This window comes from Pleomorphomonas koreensis DSM 23070, assembly GCF_000425185.1.
In the GTDB taxonomy this organism is placed as follows: Bacteria; Pseudomonadota; Alphaproteobacteria; order Rhizobiales; family Pleomorphomonadaceae; genus Pleomorphomonas; species Pleomorphomonas koreensis.
The window spans coordinates 1-18088 of the sequence record NZ_AULH01000009.1 but is presented as its reverse complement, the minus strand read 5'-3'; the positions used below and the strand labels follow the sequence as shown (position 1 = coordinate 18088).

The 18088-nt window shown below is 63.9% G+C and carries 15 protein-coding genes; 8 read left to right on the top strand and 7 right to left on the bottom strand.

The features are described 5' to 3' along the window. Positions 1 to 202 precede the first annotated feature (202 nt). Together H512_RS0108220 and H512_RS0108215 are read left to right on the top strand one after the other, a co-directional pair. Positions 203 to 1819: a fumarate hydratase gene (locus H512_RS0108220; RefSeq protein ID WP_026783047.1), complete on the top strand. Its 1617-nt coding sequence runs from the start codon at positions 203 to 205 to the stop codon at positions 1817 to 1819. Between the two features lie 460 nt (positions 1820 to 2279). Next, positions 2280 to 3371, top strand: a complete 1092-nt coding sequence (locus H512_RS0108215) for a type II asparaginase (protein WP_245585372.1) — start codon at positions 2280 to 2282, stop codon at positions 3369 to 3371. A gap of 140 nt (positions 3372 to 3511) precedes the next feature. Here H512_RS0108215 and H512_RS26910 read toward each other — a convergent pair whose 3' ends face one another. Further along, positions 3512 to 3793, bottom strand: a complete 282-nt coding sequence (locus H512_RS26910) for a hypothetical protein (RefSeq protein ID WP_156899425.1) — start codon at positions 3791 to 3793, stop codon at positions 3512 to 3514. 185 nt (positions 3794 to 3978) lie between these two features. On the opposite strand from H512_RS26910, the gene H512_RS0108205 reads away from it, so the two are divergent. Then, on the top strand, positions 3979 to 4650 hold the full coding sequence (locus H512_RS0108205; RefSeq protein WP_026783045.1) for a KH domain-containing protein: 672 nt from the start codon (positions 3979 to 3981) through the stop codon (positions 4648 to 4650). A gap of 60 nt (positions 4651 to 4710) precedes the next feature. Here the strand turns inward: H512_RS0108205 and H512_RS0108200 are convergent, their stop codons facing one another. The 3 genes from H512_RS0108200 to H512_RS23130 are packed head-to-tail and all read right to left on the bottom strand — an operon-like array spanning position 4711 to position 7104. Then, complete coding sequence (locus H512_RS0108200) at positions 4711 to 5394, bottom strand: glycosyltransferase family 2 protein (protein WP_026783044.1); 684 nt, start codon at positions 5392 to 5394, stop codon at positions 4711 to 4713. After that, positions 5391 to 5966: a DedA family protein gene (locus tag H512_RS0108195; RefSeq protein WP_026783043.1), complete on the bottom strand. Its 576-nt coding sequence runs from the start codon at positions 5964 to 5966 to the stop codon at positions 5391 to 5393. Before H512_RS0108195 ends, H512_RS0108200 begins: the two co-directional genes overlap by 4 nt. Next, entirely contained in the window at positions 5959 to 7104 is a 1146-nt protein-coding gene (locus H512_RS23130) for a ceramide glucosyltransferase (protein WP_036790748.1), read from the bottom strand. Before H512_RS23130 ends, H512_RS0108195 begins: the two co-directional genes overlap by 8 nt. Positions 7105 to 7808: 704 nt before the next feature. Between H512_RS23130 and H512_RS0108185 the strand changes: the two genes are divergently transcribed. Both H512_RS0108185 and H512_RS0108180 read left to right on the top strand, forming a co-directional pair. Next, positions 7809 to 10100: a glycosyltransferase gene (locus tag H512_RS0108185; RefSeq protein ID WP_026783042.1), complete on the top strand. Its 2292-nt coding sequence runs from the start codon at positions 7809 to 7811 to the stop codon at positions 10098 to 10100. After that, positions 10097 to 11371 carry a glycoside hydrolase family 130 protein gene (locus tag H512_RS0108180; RefSeq protein ID WP_026783041.1) on the top strand — a complete coding sequence of 425 codons (1275 nt, stop codon included), beginning with the start codon at positions 10097 to 10099 and terminating at the stop codon, positions 11369 to 11371. The genes H512_RS0108185 and H512_RS0108180 overlap by 4 nt, the downstream gene beginning before the upstream one ends. A gap of 62 nt (positions 11372 to 11433) precedes the next feature. Here H512_RS0108180 and H512_RS0108175 read toward each other — a convergent pair whose 3' ends face one another. Together H512_RS0108175 and H512_RS0108170 are read right to left on the bottom strand one after the other, a co-directional pair. Further along, on the bottom strand, positions 11434 to 12888 hold the full coding sequence (locus H512_RS0108175) for an HlyD family type I secretion periplasmic adaptor subunit (protein ID WP_084798368.1): 1455 nt from the start codon (positions 12886 to 12888) through the stop codon (positions 11434 to 11436). Continuing rightward, positions 12885 to 15026 carry a type I secretion system permease/ATPase gene (locus tag H512_RS0108170; RefSeq protein ID WP_245585371.1) on the bottom strand — a complete coding sequence of 714 codons (2142 nt, stop codon included), beginning with the start codon at positions 15024 to 15026 and terminating at the stop codon, positions 12885 to 12887. Before H512_RS0108170 ends, H512_RS0108175 begins: the two co-directional genes overlap by 4 nt. A 292-nt stretch (positions 15027 to 15318) precedes the next feature. On the opposite strand from H512_RS0108170, the gene H512_RS0108165 reads away from it, so the two are divergent. The 3 genes from H512_RS0108165 to H512_RS26295 are packed head-to-tail and all read left to right on the top strand — an operon-like array spanning position 15319 to position 17780. Continuing rightward, a complete protein-coding gene (locus H512_RS0108165) occupies positions 15319 to 15867 on the top strand; it encodes a GNAT family N-acetyltransferase (RefSeq protein WP_053239679.1) in 549 nt (182 codons plus the stop codon). Further along, on the top strand, positions 15857 to 16645 hold the full coding sequence (locus H512_RS26905) for a hypothetical protein (protein ID WP_156899424.1): 789 nt from the start codon (positions 15857 to 15859) through the stop codon (positions 16643 to 16645). The genes H512_RS0108165 and H512_RS26905 overlap by 11 nt, the downstream gene beginning before the upstream one ends. 13 nt (positions 16646 to 16658) lie before the next feature. Further along, complete coding sequence (locus tag H512_RS26295; protein ID WP_084798367.1) at positions 16659 to 17780, top strand: LysM peptidoglycan-binding domain-containing protein; 1122 nt, start codon at positions 16659 to 16661, stop codon at positions 17778 to 17780. Here H512_RS26295 and H512_RS0108155 read toward each other — a convergent pair. Beyond that, positions 17767 to 18088 (bottom strand): transposase (locus H512_RS0108155; RefSeq protein ID WP_156899423.1); only part of this gene is annotated, 322 nt, incomplete at its 5' end. The two genes, H512_RS26295 and H512_RS0108155, sit on opposite strands and share 14 nt — an antisense overlap.

Below are 18088 nucleotides of genomic sequence, written 5' to 3'. Positions count from 1 at the left end.
TCCCGGCTTGTTCGGAAATCCGAACGCGTTTGAGAAGCCGTTCGGCACCGCGAACGGCGGCAAGAAAATGGCCAGCTTCATTCATCCCATTTGACGTGACAGCCGCTATTGGCCCCTGCCGCGGCGGCGCGCTAGACAGCCGGCCACGCATGTTCCGGCACCGGGATTGCGCCGGCCAGTTCCTCGATGGGAGTTTAGCCCGATGTCCGATGATGTGAGCGGCCTGTTTCCTCTTGCGGCCGACAGCACGCCCTACCGCAAGCTGACGGGCGATCTGGTGAGCACGGCGATCTTCGAGGGCGAGACCATCCTGAAGGTCGAGCCTGAGGCGCTGCGGCTTCTTGCCGCCACCGCCTTTGACGACATCAACCACCTGTTGCGGCCGGCCCATCTCAGCCAACTCGCGTCGATCCTCGATGACCCCGACGCAACGGACAACGACCGCTTCGTTGCCTACGACCTCCTGAAGAACGCCTGCATCTCGGCAGGAGGCGTCCTGCCGATGTGCCAGGATACCGGCACGGCGATCATCTCGGCCAAGAAAGGCCGCCGCGTCTGGACCGCCGGTGGCGATTCCGCGGCGCTCGGCGAAGGCGTGCGCGAGGCCTACGCTTCCAGGAACCTGCGCTATTCCCAGCTCGCGCCCCTGACCCTGTTTGACGAGACCAACACCGGCGACAATCTGCCGGCGCAGATCGACATCTACGCCGAGGGCGAGGACGCCTACAAATTCCTGTTCATTGCCAAAGGCGGCGGCTCGGCCAACAAGACCTTCCTTTTTCAGGGCACGCCGTCATTGCTGACCCATGATCGCATGCTGGCGTTCATCAAGGAGAAGATCCTGACGCTCGGGACGGCCGCCTGTCCGCCCTACCATCTGGCCATCGTCATTGGCGGCACATCGGCCGAGATGAACCTCAAGACGGTCAAGCTCGCGTCGACCAAGGCGCTCGACGGACTGCCCACCGCCGGTTCCACGGCTGGCCACGCCTTCCGCGATCTCGCTTTCGAGGCCGAGGTCTTCCAGGCAACGCAGGCGACCGGCGTCGGCGCCCAGTTCGGCGGCAAATACTTCTGTCACGACGTGCGTGTCGTTCGCCTGCCGCGCCACGGCGCTTCGCTGCCGATCGGCATCGGCGTTTCCTGTTCGGCCGACCGGCAGGCGTTCGGCAAGATCACCCGCGATGGCGTGTTCCTCGAAGAACTTGAGCGCAACCCGGCCCGCTTCCTGCCGGATATCGATGCGCGGAGCCTCGGCGGAGAGGTGGTGGAGATCGACCTCAACCGGCCGATGGCCGACATACTCAGCACGCTGTCGCGCCATCCGATCCGCACCCGCCTCAGTCTCAGTGGCCCGATGATCGTCGCCCGAGACCTTGCCCACGCCCGCCTGCGCGAACGGCTCGAGCGGGGGGAGCCTTTGCCCGGTTATTTCAAGGATCACCCGATCTACTACGCCGGTCCGGCCAAGACGCCGCCGAACCATGCATCCGGCTCGTTCGGGCCGACCACGGCCGGTCGCATGGACGCCTACGTCGATCAGTTTCAAGGCGTCGGCGGTTCGATGGTGATGCTGGCCAAGGGCAATCGGTCGCGCGTCGTGCGCGAGGCCTGCGCCCGCCACGGCGGCTTCTACCTTGGCTCGATCGGCGGCCCGGCGGCCCGGCTCGCCCGCGATTGCATCAAGAAGGTGGAACTCGTCGAATTTGCCGAACTCGGCATGGAGGCGGTCTGGAAGATCGATGTCATCGACTTTCCGGCCTTCATCGTCATCGACGACAAGGGCAACGATTTCTTCGCCGAACTCAACCTCGGCTGAACCGCCGGCCGGCTGGGGATCTCCTCTGTGGAGACGCCCTATTCGGAAAGCCGAACACGTTCGACGCGGAGACCGGTTCGGCGTTGAATCACCCTCCCGAAAACGACCAAAGTCTATTCCAGCGCTGCCCACCGGGTAGCGGCGGCTCGCTTTTGACGCCGAAACCAGTTCTTTTTCTATTTTTAGTTGTGTTTAGGCGGTATGGCACCAGAATATAGCGGAGTTGGTAGCCGGCACCGTGTACGGCATTTCGAACGGTCTGAAGGCGGCGTTCGGAGAACCGAATGGGAATCGCATTCCGATTAGTATAAAAATCTATATCTTTCAAAGAGATGCACAATATTTCCGGCTCCGCACGTGCTGGCATATGGCTTGCTCAATCCGTCTTGCATCGGCCCATCAAGGAGGAAGGGCCGGCTCCGGGGAGGCTCGGAGTAACAAAGCACAAGCGGAGGAACGCATGACCAAGATGGAGTTCATGACGAGGTTTGCCGTGGCGCCGGTGTTCGCGCTGTCGCTGGCCTGCACCGGCTATACCGCCGAGGCCGCAGACGGCGGCCATCTGCCGAACATCACGATTCTTGCGACGGGCGGCACCATTGCCGGAACGGGTGCCAACAGCACCACCACCGTCGGCTATACCGCCGCCAAGGTCGGCGTCGAGGCGCTGATCGAGGCGGTGCCGGAAATCAACAAGGTTGCCAACGTCAAGGGCGAGCAGATCTTCCAGATCGCCAGCGAGAGCATGACCAACGATCACTGGTTGAAGCTGGCGAAGCGGGTCAACGCCCTGCTGGCCCAGCCTGACGTTGACGGCATTGTCATCACGCATGGCACAGACACGCTCGAAGAAACTGCCTACTTCCTCGACCTGACGGTGAAATCGGAAAAGCCAGTGGTCATGGTTGGCGCCATGCGCCCGTCGACGGCGATCTCGGCCGATGGTCCCGTCAACATCTACAACGCTGTCGTACTCGCCGGCTCCAAGGAGGCCGAGGGCAAGGGCGTCATGATCGCCATGAACGACGAGATCAGTGCAGCCCGCGACGTGACCAAGACCAACACGTCGCTGACCAGCACCTTCCGCACGCCAGAACTGGGCGTCATCGGCTACATGCAGAACAATGCACCGCATTTCTATCGGCAGTCGCTGCGCAAACATACCGCTCAGTCCGAGTTCGACGTCAGCAATCTCGACAAGCTGCCGGCGGTGGACATCGTCTACGGCTACGCCAACGTCAACCCGATCGCTCTCAACGCCTTCGTCGGCGCCGGCGACAAGGGCATCGTCTATGCCGCTGTCGGCGACGGCAGCCTTGGCGCCGGCATCAAGCCCGACCTCATCGAGGCTCGCAAGAAAGGCGTCGTGGTGGTTCGCTCCTCGCGTGTCGGCAACGGCATCGTCGCCCGCAATGGTGAGGCCAACGACGACGAACTGGATTTCGTGGTGTCCGATACGCTCAACCCGCAAAAGGCTCGCATCCTGCTGATGCTGGCGCTGACCAAGACCGCCGATACCAAGGCAATTCAGACCATGTACTACGCATATTGATCAGCAGGCGCCGTTCGGGGAATTGTCGCCGAACATAGGTAGCCGGCGGCCGTGCCATGCCCCTCCACGCATGGCACGGCCTTTTCATGGACGTGGAGCGACGTTGTCACCGGCAAATCGAGTTGGTCCTGGTCGGGCGATCACTTGCCCATCGAGGTTCGCGAGGAGGCCGCTACAGCATCATCGCCGGCAACGGCAGGCCCTGTCGGGCATTTGAACCTGCCGACAACAAGCCCTGGAGAATCCATCTGCCCTGTCATGGCGACGAGAAAGAATTCCTCATGCCCTTTTACACAATCCTCATGCACGGCTTCGTCGGCCGAGCGGGCATCTGCCACAGTCGGCCATGAAAACGACGATGCCGATCTCGGGTCCGGCTGCCGCAGCTTCGGCCCGGTGCCGCTGGCCGTAGCCTCGGCCATGGCTGGGCAATCGGCGCTTGAAGACCGGCGTGATGGTCGCCGTCGCCGCGGAACCGATCGTGCTGATGCCGGGCATCCGGCGGTCCGGCGATCGCCTCGTCGACCGGCTCGACCGTCGCACCTGAACACGTCTCCCGCGAATCCGGCTATCGTCGCCACCAGCACGACAGCAAAGCGAGGGTCCGATGCGTTCTTTCGATTTCAGCTCCTGGCAGGGGGTCCTCACCACCCTTCTCGGACTGGCGGTGTTCACGCTGATCGGCGTCGGCATCCGCGTGGTGATGATGCTGACCATCCAGCAGCGCCAGCAGCGGGTGAACCGCCAGATCAACGAGCGTCTGGGCGCGCTGATCGCCGCCTACAAGGCGCTGGGCGGCTCGTTCACCGGCGAGCTGACGGTGGACCCCACCCACCTGCGCGATCTGATCGCCCGCGGTGGTGGCGAGGCAGCCGAGGCTGTCGCCCAGGCCGGCTCCGACCGCGCCCGGCGCATCCGCGACCAGGTGGAAGCGGCGCTGTCGGACATCATCCTGCTCGGCACCGAGGAGCATGTCCGCCTGGCCGCCGAGGCGGCGAGAGACATGGCGGCGGGCCAGCCGGTGCGGACCGACGAACTGGTGGTGTCGCTGCGCGACTATATCCGCAAGGCACTCGATCTCGGGCCGGTGCCGGCCGACGTGGCGATCCCCCGGCAGGGACCGACGCGCCAGCCGGGCGGCTCCGCTCGGGGCGGCAAGGCCGGCGGCGGCAAGGCCGGCGGTGGCTCGGAGGGTGGAGGTGGCGGTGGCATGGCAGCCATGGGCGGCGGCGGAATGGGCCTGGGCCTCGGCAGGACCGGCCATTCGGACGACAACTGACGGCAGCGCCCCCCCGGAGCGGCCAGAAGCAATGGGCAAAACCCGTCGAACGGGCGGTGGTCAGTGAGCGCTCAGGTTGCGCAAGTGGCGGATCTGCGTCACGAAACCCATGACGCCGATGGTGCCGGCGATGTCGGCGAGCATGGCGGCGTCGGATCGCACGCCGCGCCACAGTCCGCGCTTCACCGACTTGGCCGGGCTGGCCACCTCCGGCCAGTGGACCACCGATACCGGCCGACCGCTCGCCACGATCAGCGCATTGAGGAATACCTCGAAGCCAAAGCGGCGCTGATGCTCCAATTCGTCGAGCTGGCCGGCGATCAGCTCCATCGGGAACGCCCGCTCGCCGGAGATGTAGTCGATGCCGATCTGGCGCCACGTCCACGGTGCATTGCCGCGCAGCGAGACGGAGGTATAGGCGTCGCCATTCCCCACCGGGGTGATCAGCGCGGTGATCGCCGCCGGCGTCAGTCCGAGCAGATCGGCGTCGATCAGCACCACGTGGCTGGTCGTCACCGTCCGGAGGCCGAGCAGCAGGGCGCGCGTCTTGCCGAGGTTCTCGGGCGCGGTGATCAACTCGGCGCCGCGGGCCTGCGCCACCTCGCCAGTGCCGTCGGTCGAGCCATCGTCGATGACCACGACGCGCGTGAGAAGCGGATGGCCGAGCACGGCATCGAGCACCCGCGGCAGACGCGCCGCCTCGTTGAAGGCGGGTATGAGGCAGGTGAAGCTCCGGGGCGTCATGGGCCGGTCCTCCTGAATTGGAAATAGGCGACGGCGATCGCCACCAGCACGAGGGCCAGCGCCAGCATCGCCCACGGCGACATCCAGCGCTCGATGGTGGCGTAGGCGTTGCCGAACAGGTAGCCGAGAGCGAGGAAGAACAGGGTTTTCGGTATGCTGGCCAGCGTGTTGACCCACAAGAAGGTCGAAAAGCGCATGTGCGCGGCGCCGGCCGCCGTCAGCGCCGCAAAACCGGCGGCGTGGGTCAGCTTGGCGGCGACCAGAATGCCGGTGCCGTTGCGGCGGAAGCCGCGCATCAGGCCGAACACTCGCCGCCGCGACACGCCGAACCGCTCACCCCAGGCCGGACTGAGGCGGCCGACGGTGTAGCGCCCCAGGAGATAGAGCATGACGTCGCCGACCACGTCGGCGAGGACCAGGCAGGGGACCACCCAAGCGAGGCTGATCACCGACAGGCTGGCCAGATAGCCGGCGACAACCGTGACGATCGGCCCCTCGAGCACGGCGAGCGGCGTCAGCACCCACAGTCCATAGTCCGACATCATGCCGGAGAGGGCGGCGTGGTCAATCATGATCCATCAGCACCGGCGTCAGGCGTTCGTCTTCGTCGCTGGCCGGCTTGATCGCGGTGCCCCGCCACTCGATGTCGCGACTGAGGAAGGTGGCGACCCAGATGGCGGGCAGCCAGAGGTCGCGCAGCGGCAGCGCCAGCATGTCGCGCCAGCCGGCCGGCCAGCGGGCGAGCCGCATCAGCAGGATCTCGGCGCCATACCAGAGCGCGACGAAGACGACGACGAGCAGCATCGACAGGTCGAGCCGATGCAGGGCCGCCGCCGCCAGCACCAACGGCACCAGCGGACCGTTCAGCGGCTCGACGGCGAATAGCCAGGGGAAACCGTCGCGCCGCACCCGGCTCCAGCGTAGCTGGCGGTTCCAGACCTGCCGGAAGGTCCGCCGGCCGATCGGCTGGGCGAAGGGCTGCGGCGTCAGGCGCACTTCGAGACCGGCCGCCCGCACCAGCTTGGTGGCGTTGACGTCCTCGGCGAGATAGGCGCCGAGCGCTTCGATGCCGCCGGCCTCGTCCAGCATCCGCCGCTTCCAGAACAGCGTCTTGCCCTGGGCGAAGCCGTTGCCGAGGCTGTCGGAGGCAAATTGCAGCCGCGCCTGATTGCTGTTGAGGAAGGCGCATTCCAGCGCGCCGGCCATTCCTTCCGGCCGCTCGCCGGATGGCGGCGACGAGACGAGGCCGGTGTCGGCGTCCCAGGTGGCGACGACGGTGCGGAGATAGTCGGGCGGCAGGCGAAGGTTGCTGTCGGACATGCACACCCATTCGGTGGCGGCCGCTTGCCAGCCCTGCCAGAGATTGTTGAGCTTGGGATTGCGCGTTACCAGCCTCTGGTCAGTGAAGAGCCGCGCCTTGCGCTCGGGGTGGGCGGCGATCAGCTCGCGCAGAAGTGGTGTCGCCGGATCGGACTCAGACGGCACGCAGAAGATGATCTCGTAGTCCGGATAGTCCTGCTCGAACGAACTCTCCAGCGTCTCGCGGTCGAACGCCTCGCGGCCGCAGACCGGCCGCAGCAGCGTCACCGGCGGCAGCCCGATGGCTCCGACCTCCGGCGGCCGGCGGCGGAGACGCGCCAGATAGAGCACGACGGTGGCGAGATGGGCGACGAGCAGCACCGCCGCGACAAGGATCAAGGCGCTGGTCATGCGGTCACCGTCTGTCCGGCATCGGGAAGGGTCGGGCTGGAAGCAAACCGGCAATGGCGGCAGGCGAACGGACTCCGTGGTGCGGTGTCGGGCAAAAACGCTCTCCTTCGCAACCTGCTGCGTGTCGCTCCGTCAAACCAATGTCAGCCGGCTCGCACATGCTACGACATGATCGGAATTTCAACGCAAGATTTCAAGACTATATAGGTTGCTATCCGACAATTCCAAGACAACGCCGCCCGGCCCGACGGCGAATCTTCTCCATGCCGCGCTCCGCTTCCCGCAACGGCGGCGCGCCGGCCGTCGCCGCTTCCGGCCGGCGTCGCTGGCATCTTCGTAGATCGTTTCTTGAGGAACCGCATCCGTCGGTCGGCGTTATTTCCAAATGAATGACGACCGAAAAATTCAGCAACGAATCGCCCCATGCAATCAACGGATGCCCTGCCGCAAGGCTCCGCACAGTCTCCAACCTCTTGAAATTGGCCTCTACTTTCCCCATCTCTAGTAGGTTGACCAGATAATTGCCTGTAGTGGCAAGACTTTATCGACCGTCATTCACCATCATCTGTTTGGGACGCCGAGCCGATGCTGATCAAGACGCAACAGAACAGGATGCGAACCGCATTTCTCATTTCCGCTAATTCTTTCAGCGCCGCCCCGCATGCCGCCGCGGGTAACGGCGCCGATTTTCGGAGGGCCCGCCAGTGACCAGCGACAATCTCACCCCGCCCGTAGGCCATGTGGCGTTGATCGGCAACTTCCCGCCCCGCAAGTGCGGCATTGCCACCTTCACCGCCGATCTGCGCGAGGCGCTGGTCACCACCAACCGCGACCTGAGGCTGACCACCGTCGCCGTGACCGACACGGGACAGACGCACGCCTACCCGCAGGAGGTTGGCTACGAGATCGGCCAGCACGAGGCGGACGACTATGCCGCCGCCGCCGATCACATCAACGCGCTGAACCCCGACGCGGTGTCGATCCAGCACGAATTCGGCATCTTCGGCGGCGCGGCGGGCAGTTACCTCTTGAAGCTCACCGAGCGGCTGCGCGCTCCGGTTGTCACCACGCTGCATACCGTGCTGACCGATCCCACCGCCGACCAGCGGCGGGTGATGATGCGCCTCGCCGAGCAATCGGCACGGCTGGTCGTCATGACCGAGATGGGTCGCACCATCCTGACGCGCGACTGGAATATCTCGCCGGACAAGATCGCCGTCATCCCGCATGGTATCCCGGACGTGCCCTTCCTCGATCCGGCCTTCCAGAAGCACAACTTCGGCCTCGACGGCCGGCAGGTGGTTTTGACCTTCGGCTTGTTGTCGCCCAACAAGGGCATCGAGAACATGATCGACGCCCTGCCCGATCTGGCAGAGGCGCATCCCGACCTCGTCTATGTGGTGCTGGGGGCAACCCATCCGCATCTGGTCGCCCACGAGGGCGAAGCCTATCGCGAGAAATTGCAGGCGCAGGCGGTGGCGCTCGGCGTCGCCGACCACCTGATGTTCGTCAACGAATACGTCGACGCGCCGATCCTGCAAGCCTGGCTGTCGGCGGCCGACATCTATGTCACGCCCTATCTCAACGAGGCGCAGATCACCTCGGGCACGCTGGCCTATGCGGTCGGCCTCGGCAAGGCCGTGGTTTCGACGCCCTACTGGCACGCCCGCGAGCTGCTGGCCGACGATGTCGGCGCGCTGGTGCCATTCGGCGACCCGAAGGCGCTCGCTGCGGAGATCGGCGACCTCCTGACCAATCAGGGCCGGCGCGACCGGCTGCGCAGCCGCGCCTATGACGTCGGCCGCAAGGCGATCTGGCCGGTGGTGGGACGCTCCTATCTCGACCTGCTGGCCGAGGCGCGGGCCGGCGGGCGGCCGTCGAGCCCGGTGCGCAACCTGCGCGCCGGCAAGCGGATCCCGCCCGTCTCCACACTGGCGGCGGTCGACCGGATGATGGACGGCTGCGGCATGCTTCAGCATGGCCGCTCCACCATTCCCGACCGCCGTCACGGCTACTGCCTCGACGACAACGCCCGCGCGCTGATGCTGGCCGTCGAGCTGAAGGCCGAGGGCGTCGAGATCGATCGGGCGACCCGCATCGCCGGCACCTGCGCCGCCTTCGTGGAATCGGCCTGGGACGACGACCGCAACGCCTTCCGCAACTTCATGGGCTACCAGCGCAACTGGCTGGAGGATATCGGCTCGCAGGACAGCCACGGTCGCGGCCTCTGGGCGCTCGGCCGGGCGGTAGCGGGCACCGACGACCACGGCCTGAAGCTGTGGGCCACCGGGCTTGCCGAACGGGTGATCCCGGCCAGCGCCGAGCTGACCAGTCCGCGCGCCCGCGCCTTCGCGACGCTGGGGCTGGTGGACTGGTTGTCGGTCTATCCCGGCCACCGGCCGGCCCGGACCCTGCTCGACGTCTTTTCCACCCAGTTGCACGACCTCCTGCGCGAGCAGCGGCGGCCGGACTGGCTGTGGTTCGAGCCGGTGCTCGCCTATGATAACGCCCGCCTCCCCGAGGCGCTGATCCGTGCCGGCCGCCACCTCGGTCGTCCCGAGATGGTGGCGGACGGCCTCGCCGCCCTCGGCTGGCTGGCCGGGATGCAGACCGGTGACGGCGGTCATTTCCGCCCGGTCGGCACCGAGAGCTTCGGCCGGCTCTACAGCCGCCCGCTGCCCTTCGACCAGCAGCCGGTGGACGCCTGGGCGATGATCGACGCCTGCCTCGCCGCTTTCGAGGCCGACGGCGACACCGAGTGGCGGCGCCATGCCGAGGCGGCCCTCGACTGGTACCTCGGCCGCAACGACCTCGGCCTCCGGCTGGCGACCGCCGACGGCGGCTGCTACGACGGTTTGCAGGTCGATCGCGTCAACCTCAACCAGGGCGCGGAGTCCATCCTCGCCTTCCAGTTCTCGGTGAGCGCGATGCGACGGCTGCACAGGCTGGCACAAGGCGATGCCGAACAGGAGGTGGTGGCGAGGGCCCGTCGATGACGCTCCAGCTCCTGCCCCTCAGGCTGCACGCGGCCGCCAGCCGGGTGGTCGTGCGCAACTTCCAGCTGGCGACCGAACCGCGCGGCCTCAACCCCGCCTCGCAGGCCCGTGCCCGGCGCATCATCGACACCGTCCAGGCCATGGACAACCGCACGGTACAGGCCGAGCTGTCGCTGGTGATGGCCGATTTCGAGAACCGGCACCGGGAGGTCCGCCGGTTCTTCGAGCAGCGCTATGCCGGCATCGCCGCCGACATGGGCATCGTCGAGCCGCTTCGCGACGCCGAACAGCTGCTGATCGGCGCCTATTTCTGCCACGAATATTCCTTCGAGGCAGCGGCGCTGATGAACCCCAGCGTAGTGCCGCATCCCGACCAGTCGGGCCTCGCGCCCGGCGAGATACGTTTCCTCCTGTCGCTCAGGGCGGTCGGCGAGGGCCACATATCCTCGATCACCTTCCGCGAGGGGGTCCTTGACGCCCAGGGTGAATTGCGGCTGGCCGAGGAAAGCCGCTACGCCGTGGCCTCCCGGCCGGAGATCGGCGAGGACGGCAAGGTGTGGGTGGTCCGCGACGGCGACGGGCCGCTCGACGAGACCGTGCTGCTGCCGGTGACCCCGGCGCAGCGCAACGGCCTCGAAGACCTCCGGCTCGTCCGCTTCCAGGATCCGGGCGGCGAAGAGCTCTGGTACGGCACCTATACCGCCTTCAGCGGCACGTCGATCGCCTCGGAACTGCTGATCACCCGCGACTTCCGGCGCTTCGAGCTGCGCCCCTTGAGCGGATCGGCGGCGCGCAACAAGGGCATGGCGCTGTTCCCGCGCAAGGTCGGCGGCAGCTATGCCATGCTCGGACGGCAGGACAACGAGAACCTGTTCCTGATCCGCTCCGACGACATCTTCCACTGGGATGAAGGCGAACGCATCGCCGGCCCCCTTCACCCCTGGGAGCTGATCCAGATCGGCAACTGCGGCTCGCCGATCGAGCTTGACGAGGGATGGCTGATGCTCACCCACGGCGTCGGGCCGATGCGCAAATATGCCATCGGCGCCATGCTGCTGGACAAGGACGATCCGTCCAAGGTGCTGGCCCGCTCGCGCGTGCCGCTCCTGTCGCCGTCGGACGCCGAGCGCGAGGGCTACGTGCCGAACGTCGTCTACACCTGCGGCGCGCTTGCCCATGCCGGGCGGCTGTTCCTGCCCTACGGCATCGCCGACAGCGCGGTGGGCTTCGCCAGCGTCGAGATCGCCGAGTTGCTGGCCGCGCTCGGGTGACGTCTCAAGAGCGTGCGCCCTCGGGGCGCATGCTCGCCTTCTTTATGGCCGTGTTCTATTTTTCACCGCTCATGCCCGGAGTTGGCCAGTGTCTCAGCGAGCGGCGACATGAGGAAGCCGAGGACGCTGCGACTCTCCGTCATGATCTCCACCCGCACCGTCATGCCCGGTTGGAGGGATAGGGGCCGGCCGCTGCTCGTCCGGTTGGGATGGTCGGGGGCAATCCGCAATATGTAGTGCAGGCCGGCGACATCCGGGATGCCGGTCGGTTGGCCGATGCCCTCGCCGCGCCCGGCTTCCGAAGCATCCTGCATCGCCAGTACCTTAGCGGCGGCGACCGCCTCGTCGGAGATCGCGACAACCCGTCCTGAAAAAGTGCCGTAGCGCGTGAACGGGAAAGCGTCGGCCTTGATCACCGCTTCGTCGCCGAGGGTGACGAAACCAATATCAGCGGACGGCAGCAACGCCTCCACCTCGAGCGGCCCGCCGTCCGGCACGACGATGGCAACCGGCTGGCCGGCCGTCACCACCTGCCCAGGCGAGGTCACGGCGAGCTGCTGTACGACGCCGTCGATCGGCGCCCGGATCGCGTAATGCTTCAGCCGGTCGGCGAGGCCTTCCACCTCCTTGCCGAGTTGCTCGATCTGCCGCTCTGCCGCCTGGATACCGCGGGTCTCCTCGTCGAGGAACTGCTCGACGATCTGCCGCCTCTCGCGCTCGATGCGTTCGACGGCAGCGTCGATCTCGCCGAACTGGGTGGCGGTGTCGACGAGATCGGCCTCAACGCGGAACAACTGATCGTTGACGCCGAGCACGGCCGCCCGCGATCCGGCAGCAGATTCGAGCAGCTTCTCCTGCATGGCCTGCCGCTCGGTCAGCACGGCAACCAGTTTCTCCCGTACGGCCTTCACCCCTTCGATGCGTGTGCGCCGCGCCGCCGCCTCCCGCACCTCGGCCGTCTTCGCCGCAACGGCGGCATCGAGGGCGGACAGCGCCGCTTCGAGGCTCGCCCGCTCACGTGCGGCGACGTCTGGCGGAACCGACGGATCGAATTCGATATTCACCGGACGTCGGCCGCCGACCGCCGCCTCGACGGCCGTCTTCCGCCGAAGACGCTCGGCCCGCCAGCCGGTGAGCGATATCTTGGCAGCGTCGTGCTCGGTACGAACCGCCGCATCGTCGAGGGTCAGCAGCACCTGCCCCGCCCTCACCGTGTCGCCATCCTCAACCGAGACCGCTGTCACCCTGCCTGCTTCCTCCGGCTGCAACAGCGCTGGCGGTTCGGCGGTGCGCACCCGACCGACGGCATTGGTGTATTCGTCGAGCCGGGCGACAGCGCTCCAGCCGATGGCGGCGACCGTCGCTGCGAAGATGACGGCGATCAGCCCGATCACCGGCTTGGGCGTCGGCCGCGCCGATATTTCGACGGCGGCCGGCAGAAACTCGACATAACGGCCCGGCACCTTCGGCAACCCAGGCGCTGGCGCCCCCGCCCCTTCCTCCGACGACCCGGTCATGACTGGAACACCTGCCGGTTCTGATACTGCAGCATGCGGGCGAAGAAGCCCTCGCTTGTCCGGACGAGATCGCCCGGCGTGCCATCCTCGACGATCCGGCCACGCGCCAGCGTGACGATGCGGTCGCAACGCGTCACGGCGGCGAGGCGGTGGGCAATGACGATCACCGTGCGCCCGCGAGCGATCTCGCGCATGTTGGCCTGGATTGCCTCCTCGCTTTCGTAGTCGAGGGCGCTGGTCGCCTCGTCGAGGATGAGGATGCGCGGACTGGTTGCGAGCGCCCGCGCGATGGCCAGCCGCTGCCGCTGGCCGCCCGACAGGTTGGCGCCGCGCTCCTCCAGCACGGTATCGTAGCCGGCCGACAGCTCGGCAATGAAGCCACCGGCACCGGCCAGCTCGGCGGCGCGCATTACCTGCCGCCGCGTCATTGCCGGATTGGCGAGGGCGATGTTGTCGTGGATGGAGCGGTTGAACAGGAAATTCTCCTGCAACACCACGCCGACCTGCCGCCTCAGCCAGGTCGGGTCGACCTGCGAGATGTCGATGCCGTCGACCAGCACCTGTCCACGCTCCGGCACGTAGAGTCGCTGGACGAGCTTCGACAGCGTCGACTTGCCCGAGCCGGATGGGCCGATGATGCCGATCGAGGTGCCGGCCGCAATGTCGAGGCTGAGATTCTCGATCACCGGTGCCGCGTCGGCCCTGTAGCGGAAGGTGACATCGGCAAGCCGGATGTGGCCATGCGCCGCCGGCAGCGCGCCGAGGGCACCGAGGCGCGGCTCGGCCGGATGCGACAGCACGTCGCCGAGCCGGTCGACGGCGACGCGCACCTGCTGGAAGTCCTGCCAGAGCTGCGACAGCCGCAGCACCGGCGCCGAGACCTGCGACATGATCATGTTGAAGGCGACGAGGCCGCCGACGGTCATCCGGCCCTCCATTACCTCCCAGGCGCCGAACAGCAGCACCAGCGCCGACAGGCTGCGGCTGATCCACTGGATCGCCGACTGGCCGACCGCCGACAGCAGCACGCCGCGGAACGAGGCGTGCACGAAGGCGGCGAGCCGGTCCTCCCAATCGGCCTGGCTCTGCGGCTCGGAGGCGGTCGACTTCAGCGTCTGCACTCCGAGAACCGTCTCGACGAGATGCTGCTGGCTGAGCGCGCCCTTCTGAAATCGCTCCTCGGTGTTGGCGTGCAGCAAGGGCTGCAGCACCAGCGCCACGACGACATAGGCCGGCACCGCCAGCGTGACGATCACCGCGAGCTTCGTCGAATAGAGATAGAGACAAGCGATCAAGAGCAGCGCGAATATCACGTCGAGGCCGGCGGTCAGCGCCTGGCCGGTAATGAACTGGCGGATGCGATCGAGCTCGCGCACCCGCGCCACCGTCTGGCCGGCCGCCCGTGTCTCGAAATAGGCGACAGGCAGCTTCAAGAGGTGGCTGAACACGCCGGCGCCCAACTCGACGTCGATACGGCTCGCCGTTTGGGTGAGCAGATGGGTGCGGAGATATTCCGTCACCGTCTGGAACACGATCACCAGCACCATGGCGGCGACGACGGTGACCAGGGTCGCCCGACTGTAGTGGACCAGCACCTTGTCGATGACGATCTGGAACAGGAGCGGCGTCGCCAGCGCGAACAGCTGGATAACCAGCGAGGCGGCCAGCACGAAGGCAAGCTCCATCCGGTGCTTTCTGAGCGAGGCCCACAGCCAGGCAAATCCCAGCCGCTCCTCGACACTGGCGAGGCGGCGCGTCACCAGGATGAGGCTGCCGGAAGTCTCCCGCAGAAAGCCGGCGGCCTCCACTTCTGAGAGCGCGCGGCTCGTCGGGTCGTAGAACTTCAGCCGGCCGGCCTCGACGGCCACCAGGATGCGGTAGCCGCCATCGGCGAGACCGACGATCGCCGGCCGCGGCGCTTTCGTCAGGTCCTCGATCGTCCTGATCGGAAAGCGTCGTGCCTTGAGGCCGGCGACCTTGGCCGCCCGCAGGATATCGCGGTCGCCGACCGGCCCGCTGCCGAGTGCCAGGCGATGACGCAAGCCGGCCCCGTCGAAAGGCAACCTGTGATGGCCGGCGAGCGCGGCGAGCGCCGCCATGCCGCTGTCGGGAGTAAGGCGCGCATCCGGCGCGTTCAAGATGCCGTCTCCATCGAGCCGACAGAATGGATGCAAAACCGTGGTGGCAACAGGTATTCGTCAAGTCGATTGACAAATTCCCATCGGCAACGATCATGAAGGGAAAATTCCATCACATTGGTATATTTCTAAACGTTTCCCGCAACCATTGACATACACAATTTTTACGATAACGTCCAGCGCAGTCGCGTGCTTCGCAGGAGATTTGCACCACCCTTGGGGCGGGAAGGTGCAGGCGGCGCCTTGGTGCCGCATTCCTCGCGCGAAACATCGGCGACGAGGGGAATTCAGCGTGGACGATATCGGTCATCCGGCCGCCATTGGCGGCGCGCTGGAGAGCATTGACGCCGATGCGGCGGGCCCTGCTTCCAATGGAAGCGGCCTGCGCGTGAGGCTGTTTGAGCCGCGCGACCGCGAGAGCACGCTGCGGCTGATGCGCCAACTCCACACGGTGATGCCGTTCCGGAACCAGCCCTTCTCCGACGAAAAGTTCGACAAGCGGCTGCGCGAGCTTCTGGCAAGACCGAATACCAGCGTGGCACTCGTCGCGGAGCGAGGTACCGAGGTCGTCGGCGCTGCCGCAGGGCATATCGCGCCCTATATCCTGAGCGACGGGCCGCCTTTCTGCACCGTCGAGGTCATCGTAGTCGATTTCAAGAGTCCGCCGCTCCGCCGGGCGAAGGTGTTTCTCGCACTGATCGCCGGACTTAAGCAATGGGCGGCATCGAAGGGTGCCAGCCATACCTTTGTGCATGTCACCACTGGATCGAATCTCAAGGCGACCGACAAGCTGATGCGGGCGTCGGGCGCAGAAATTATAGGAGGAGCTTATGTCGCTTAGAATATTTGGCTCCACAGATACCCCCCCCTCCAGATTAAAGTATCCATACAATGCCGTCAGATTTTTGATTATATTTATTTCAGTAAATTTTGTATTTTTACTCTTCAATCTTACGATAGCATGTAATGCGACCACCGCCGATAAGAATCGGATCACGGAAAAATTTGAATTTAATACATACGGAAAATTAATATACAGATTATCAATTGGGTATCTAAATTTTGTCGACCCAGTTCCAAAGCTCCCAGCTCATAGGGCAGCAGCATATCTAGACCGGTATCTTGATTCATCGGGTATTCAAATAAATGAAACAGACTTGGAACAGCCCGACATAAAAGACAGGTCTCAACTAATAAACGTATTTTATGGCCATCAATACTTCTCCAACAACTCTATTAATACAAACAATATCAAAGAAAAATACGACCAAATGGCAACATTCTACAACATACCCCCATATGACTCCAATATATCATTTAATATATACTCAAAATATTGCGCAGTTTATCGTAAATATAATAACGTAGAAATCGGTGAATCAATAATTGTAGCAGACGATATTATTGACGAAAAAGATTTAGAAGATTGTTTCTATTATGGAGTGTCGTATTCTTTTGGATTTTTAGTTGGAACTCAGGAAAAAATCCCAACGGATGCTATTAGAAGAAGTCGGGATCAGTTAGTATATAGCGCATCTCGCCAGTGCCTCAATCAAGAAGGTCCGGATGCCTTCGCAAAGTGCGTAATTGAGACTATATCTGGGCTTTTCAACAACTAGAAAGGCGGTTATTATGAGCGAGATTAAGTCTGACCAGAAAATCTCGGGTGTAGTAGGGATTGGCATTTATGATGGAGACATTACGATTAATTTTAGCGCTTCAAAAGAAAATAAAGTGTCAATCGGTCAGCATTTTTCGGGGTACGGGGGAGAGTTTAATCCCAAAACAGGCGAATGGACCCCTAGCTATTCTGGCGGAATCGGAGGATCTTTTATCTTTGGATTGGGAATTGACTGGACAATCAAATTCGATTCTGTCGAAGTATCTCCGTACGCGGCCTACGGAGTTTTCGGAGAAGTGCCGTATAGCCCGGCAACGAAACTTTTAGCAGGAAGCGGTCTAAAGTACTATCCAGTCAGTATCGAATTGGTTTTACATAGTAAAGAATATAATTTCTACCTCGAACACAAGCAATGGATAGAAACACCTCCTGAGGTTATTGACTATCTATCAAAAGCAGGCTCTCCTATTGGAAATATTTTACAAGGCGTCCAGTGTTTTCCGCCTAGCACAACTATACATACAAGAAATTTAGGTTTGATTCCTATCTCCGAATTATCTGTCGGAGAAGAAGTTCTTTCCTTTGGGAACGACCAATCCGGTCGCGGCGACCTCGTCCCTCGTCGGGTCACCCGCCTGTTCCGCAACATCACAACCGAGTGGGTTATTCTCAATTGGCAGGAGACCGGCGAGACCCGCGAGCTAACCTGCACGCCAAGTCATCACTTCCTCGATGAATTCGGCAACTTCCCGACTATCGGCGATATCTTAAAGCGCAACGGCGGCACCGAGGCCACCATCGTGCTCGCCGACGGACGGTTGCAGCGCGTTTCCGCGCGGCGCGTCGTCTATTCCGCCGAAACCGCCCACCTCTACGAGCGCGCCAGCCGACTGGAGATGCCCGTCGCGGGCGGTCTTGCCCTGTCGCCCACTGTCGTCGAGGGCTGGGCCACCTACAATTTCGAGGTCGAGGATCTGCACACCTACGTCGCCGGCGGCGTCCGCGTTCACAATGACTCGACGGTGATTACCGTCCGAAGCGGCGATACTCTGTCGGCCATTGCAAAAAAGTACAACGTGTCGGTTGCCGACATCATGGTGCTAAACGGCATCGTCGATCCTAGGTTGCGTTGACAAAAGCCGTTATCCAGATCATCGCGGCGGCGAGGTTGAGGAAACTCTCGTATGAAAGTCTCGTCTTGTCGTAGCGCGTGGCGATGCGTCGAAACTGTTTGATGCGATTGAACATGCGCTCGATACGGTTGCGATCCTTGTAGGCTTTGAAGTCGCACGATGGCGGATCGCGGCGATTTGCGCGTGGCGGGATGACCGGCAGAATGGCTCGCATCAACAGGCTGGAACGGACGTCGTCGCCATCGAAACCCTTGTCCGCCAACATTTTTCTGGGCTTTGCGACCGGCAGAGCCAGAAGAGGCTCGACG

Excerpts from the sequence above, each read along its gene's own strand:
- H512_RS0108220 (WP_026783047.1), top strand. The coding sequence starts at position 203 with ATGTCCGATGATGTGAGCGGCCTGTTTCCTCTTGCGGCCGACAGCACG.
- H512_RS0108215 (WP_245585372.1), top strand. The coding sequence starts at position 2,280 with ATGACCAAGATGGAGTTCATGACGAGGTTTGCCGTGGCGCCGGTGTTC.
- H512_RS26910 (WP_156899425.1), bottom strand. The coding sequence starts at position 3,793 with ATGGCCGAGGCTACGGCCAGCGGCACCGGGCCGAAGCTGCGGCAGCCG.
- H512_RS0108205 (WP_026783045.1), top strand. The coding sequence starts at position 3,979 with ATGCGTTCTTTCGATTTCAGCTCCTGGCAGGGGGTCCTCACCACCCTT.
- H512_RS0108200 (WP_026783044.1), bottom strand. The coding sequence starts at position 5,394 with ATGACGCCCCGGAGCTTCACCTGCCTCATACCCGCCTTCAACGAGGCG.
- H512_RS0108195 (WP_026783043.1), bottom strand. The coding sequence starts at position 5,966 with ATGATTGACCACGCCGCCCTCTCCGGCATGATGTCGGACTATGGACTG.
- H512_RS23130 (WP_036790748.1), bottom strand. The coding sequence starts at position 7,104 with ATGACCAGCGCCTTGATCCTTGTCGCGGCGGTGCTGCTCGTCGCCCAT.
- H512_RS0108180 (WP_026783041.1), top strand. The coding sequence starts at position 10,097 with ATGACGCTCCAGCTCCTGCCCCTCAGGCTGCACGCGGCCGCCAGCCGG.
- H512_RS0108175 (WP_084798368.1), bottom strand. The coding sequence starts at position 12,888 with ATGACCGGGTCGTCGGAGGAAGGGGCGGGGGCGCCAGCGCCTGGGTTG.
- H512_RS26905 (WP_156899424.1), top strand. The coding sequence starts at position 15,857 with ATGTCGCTTAGAATATTTGGCTCCACAGATACCCCCCCCTCCAGATTA.
- H512_RS26295 (WP_084798367.1), top strand. The coding sequence starts at position 16,659 with ATGAGCGAGATTAAGTCTGACCAGAAAATCTCGGGTGTAGTAGGGATT.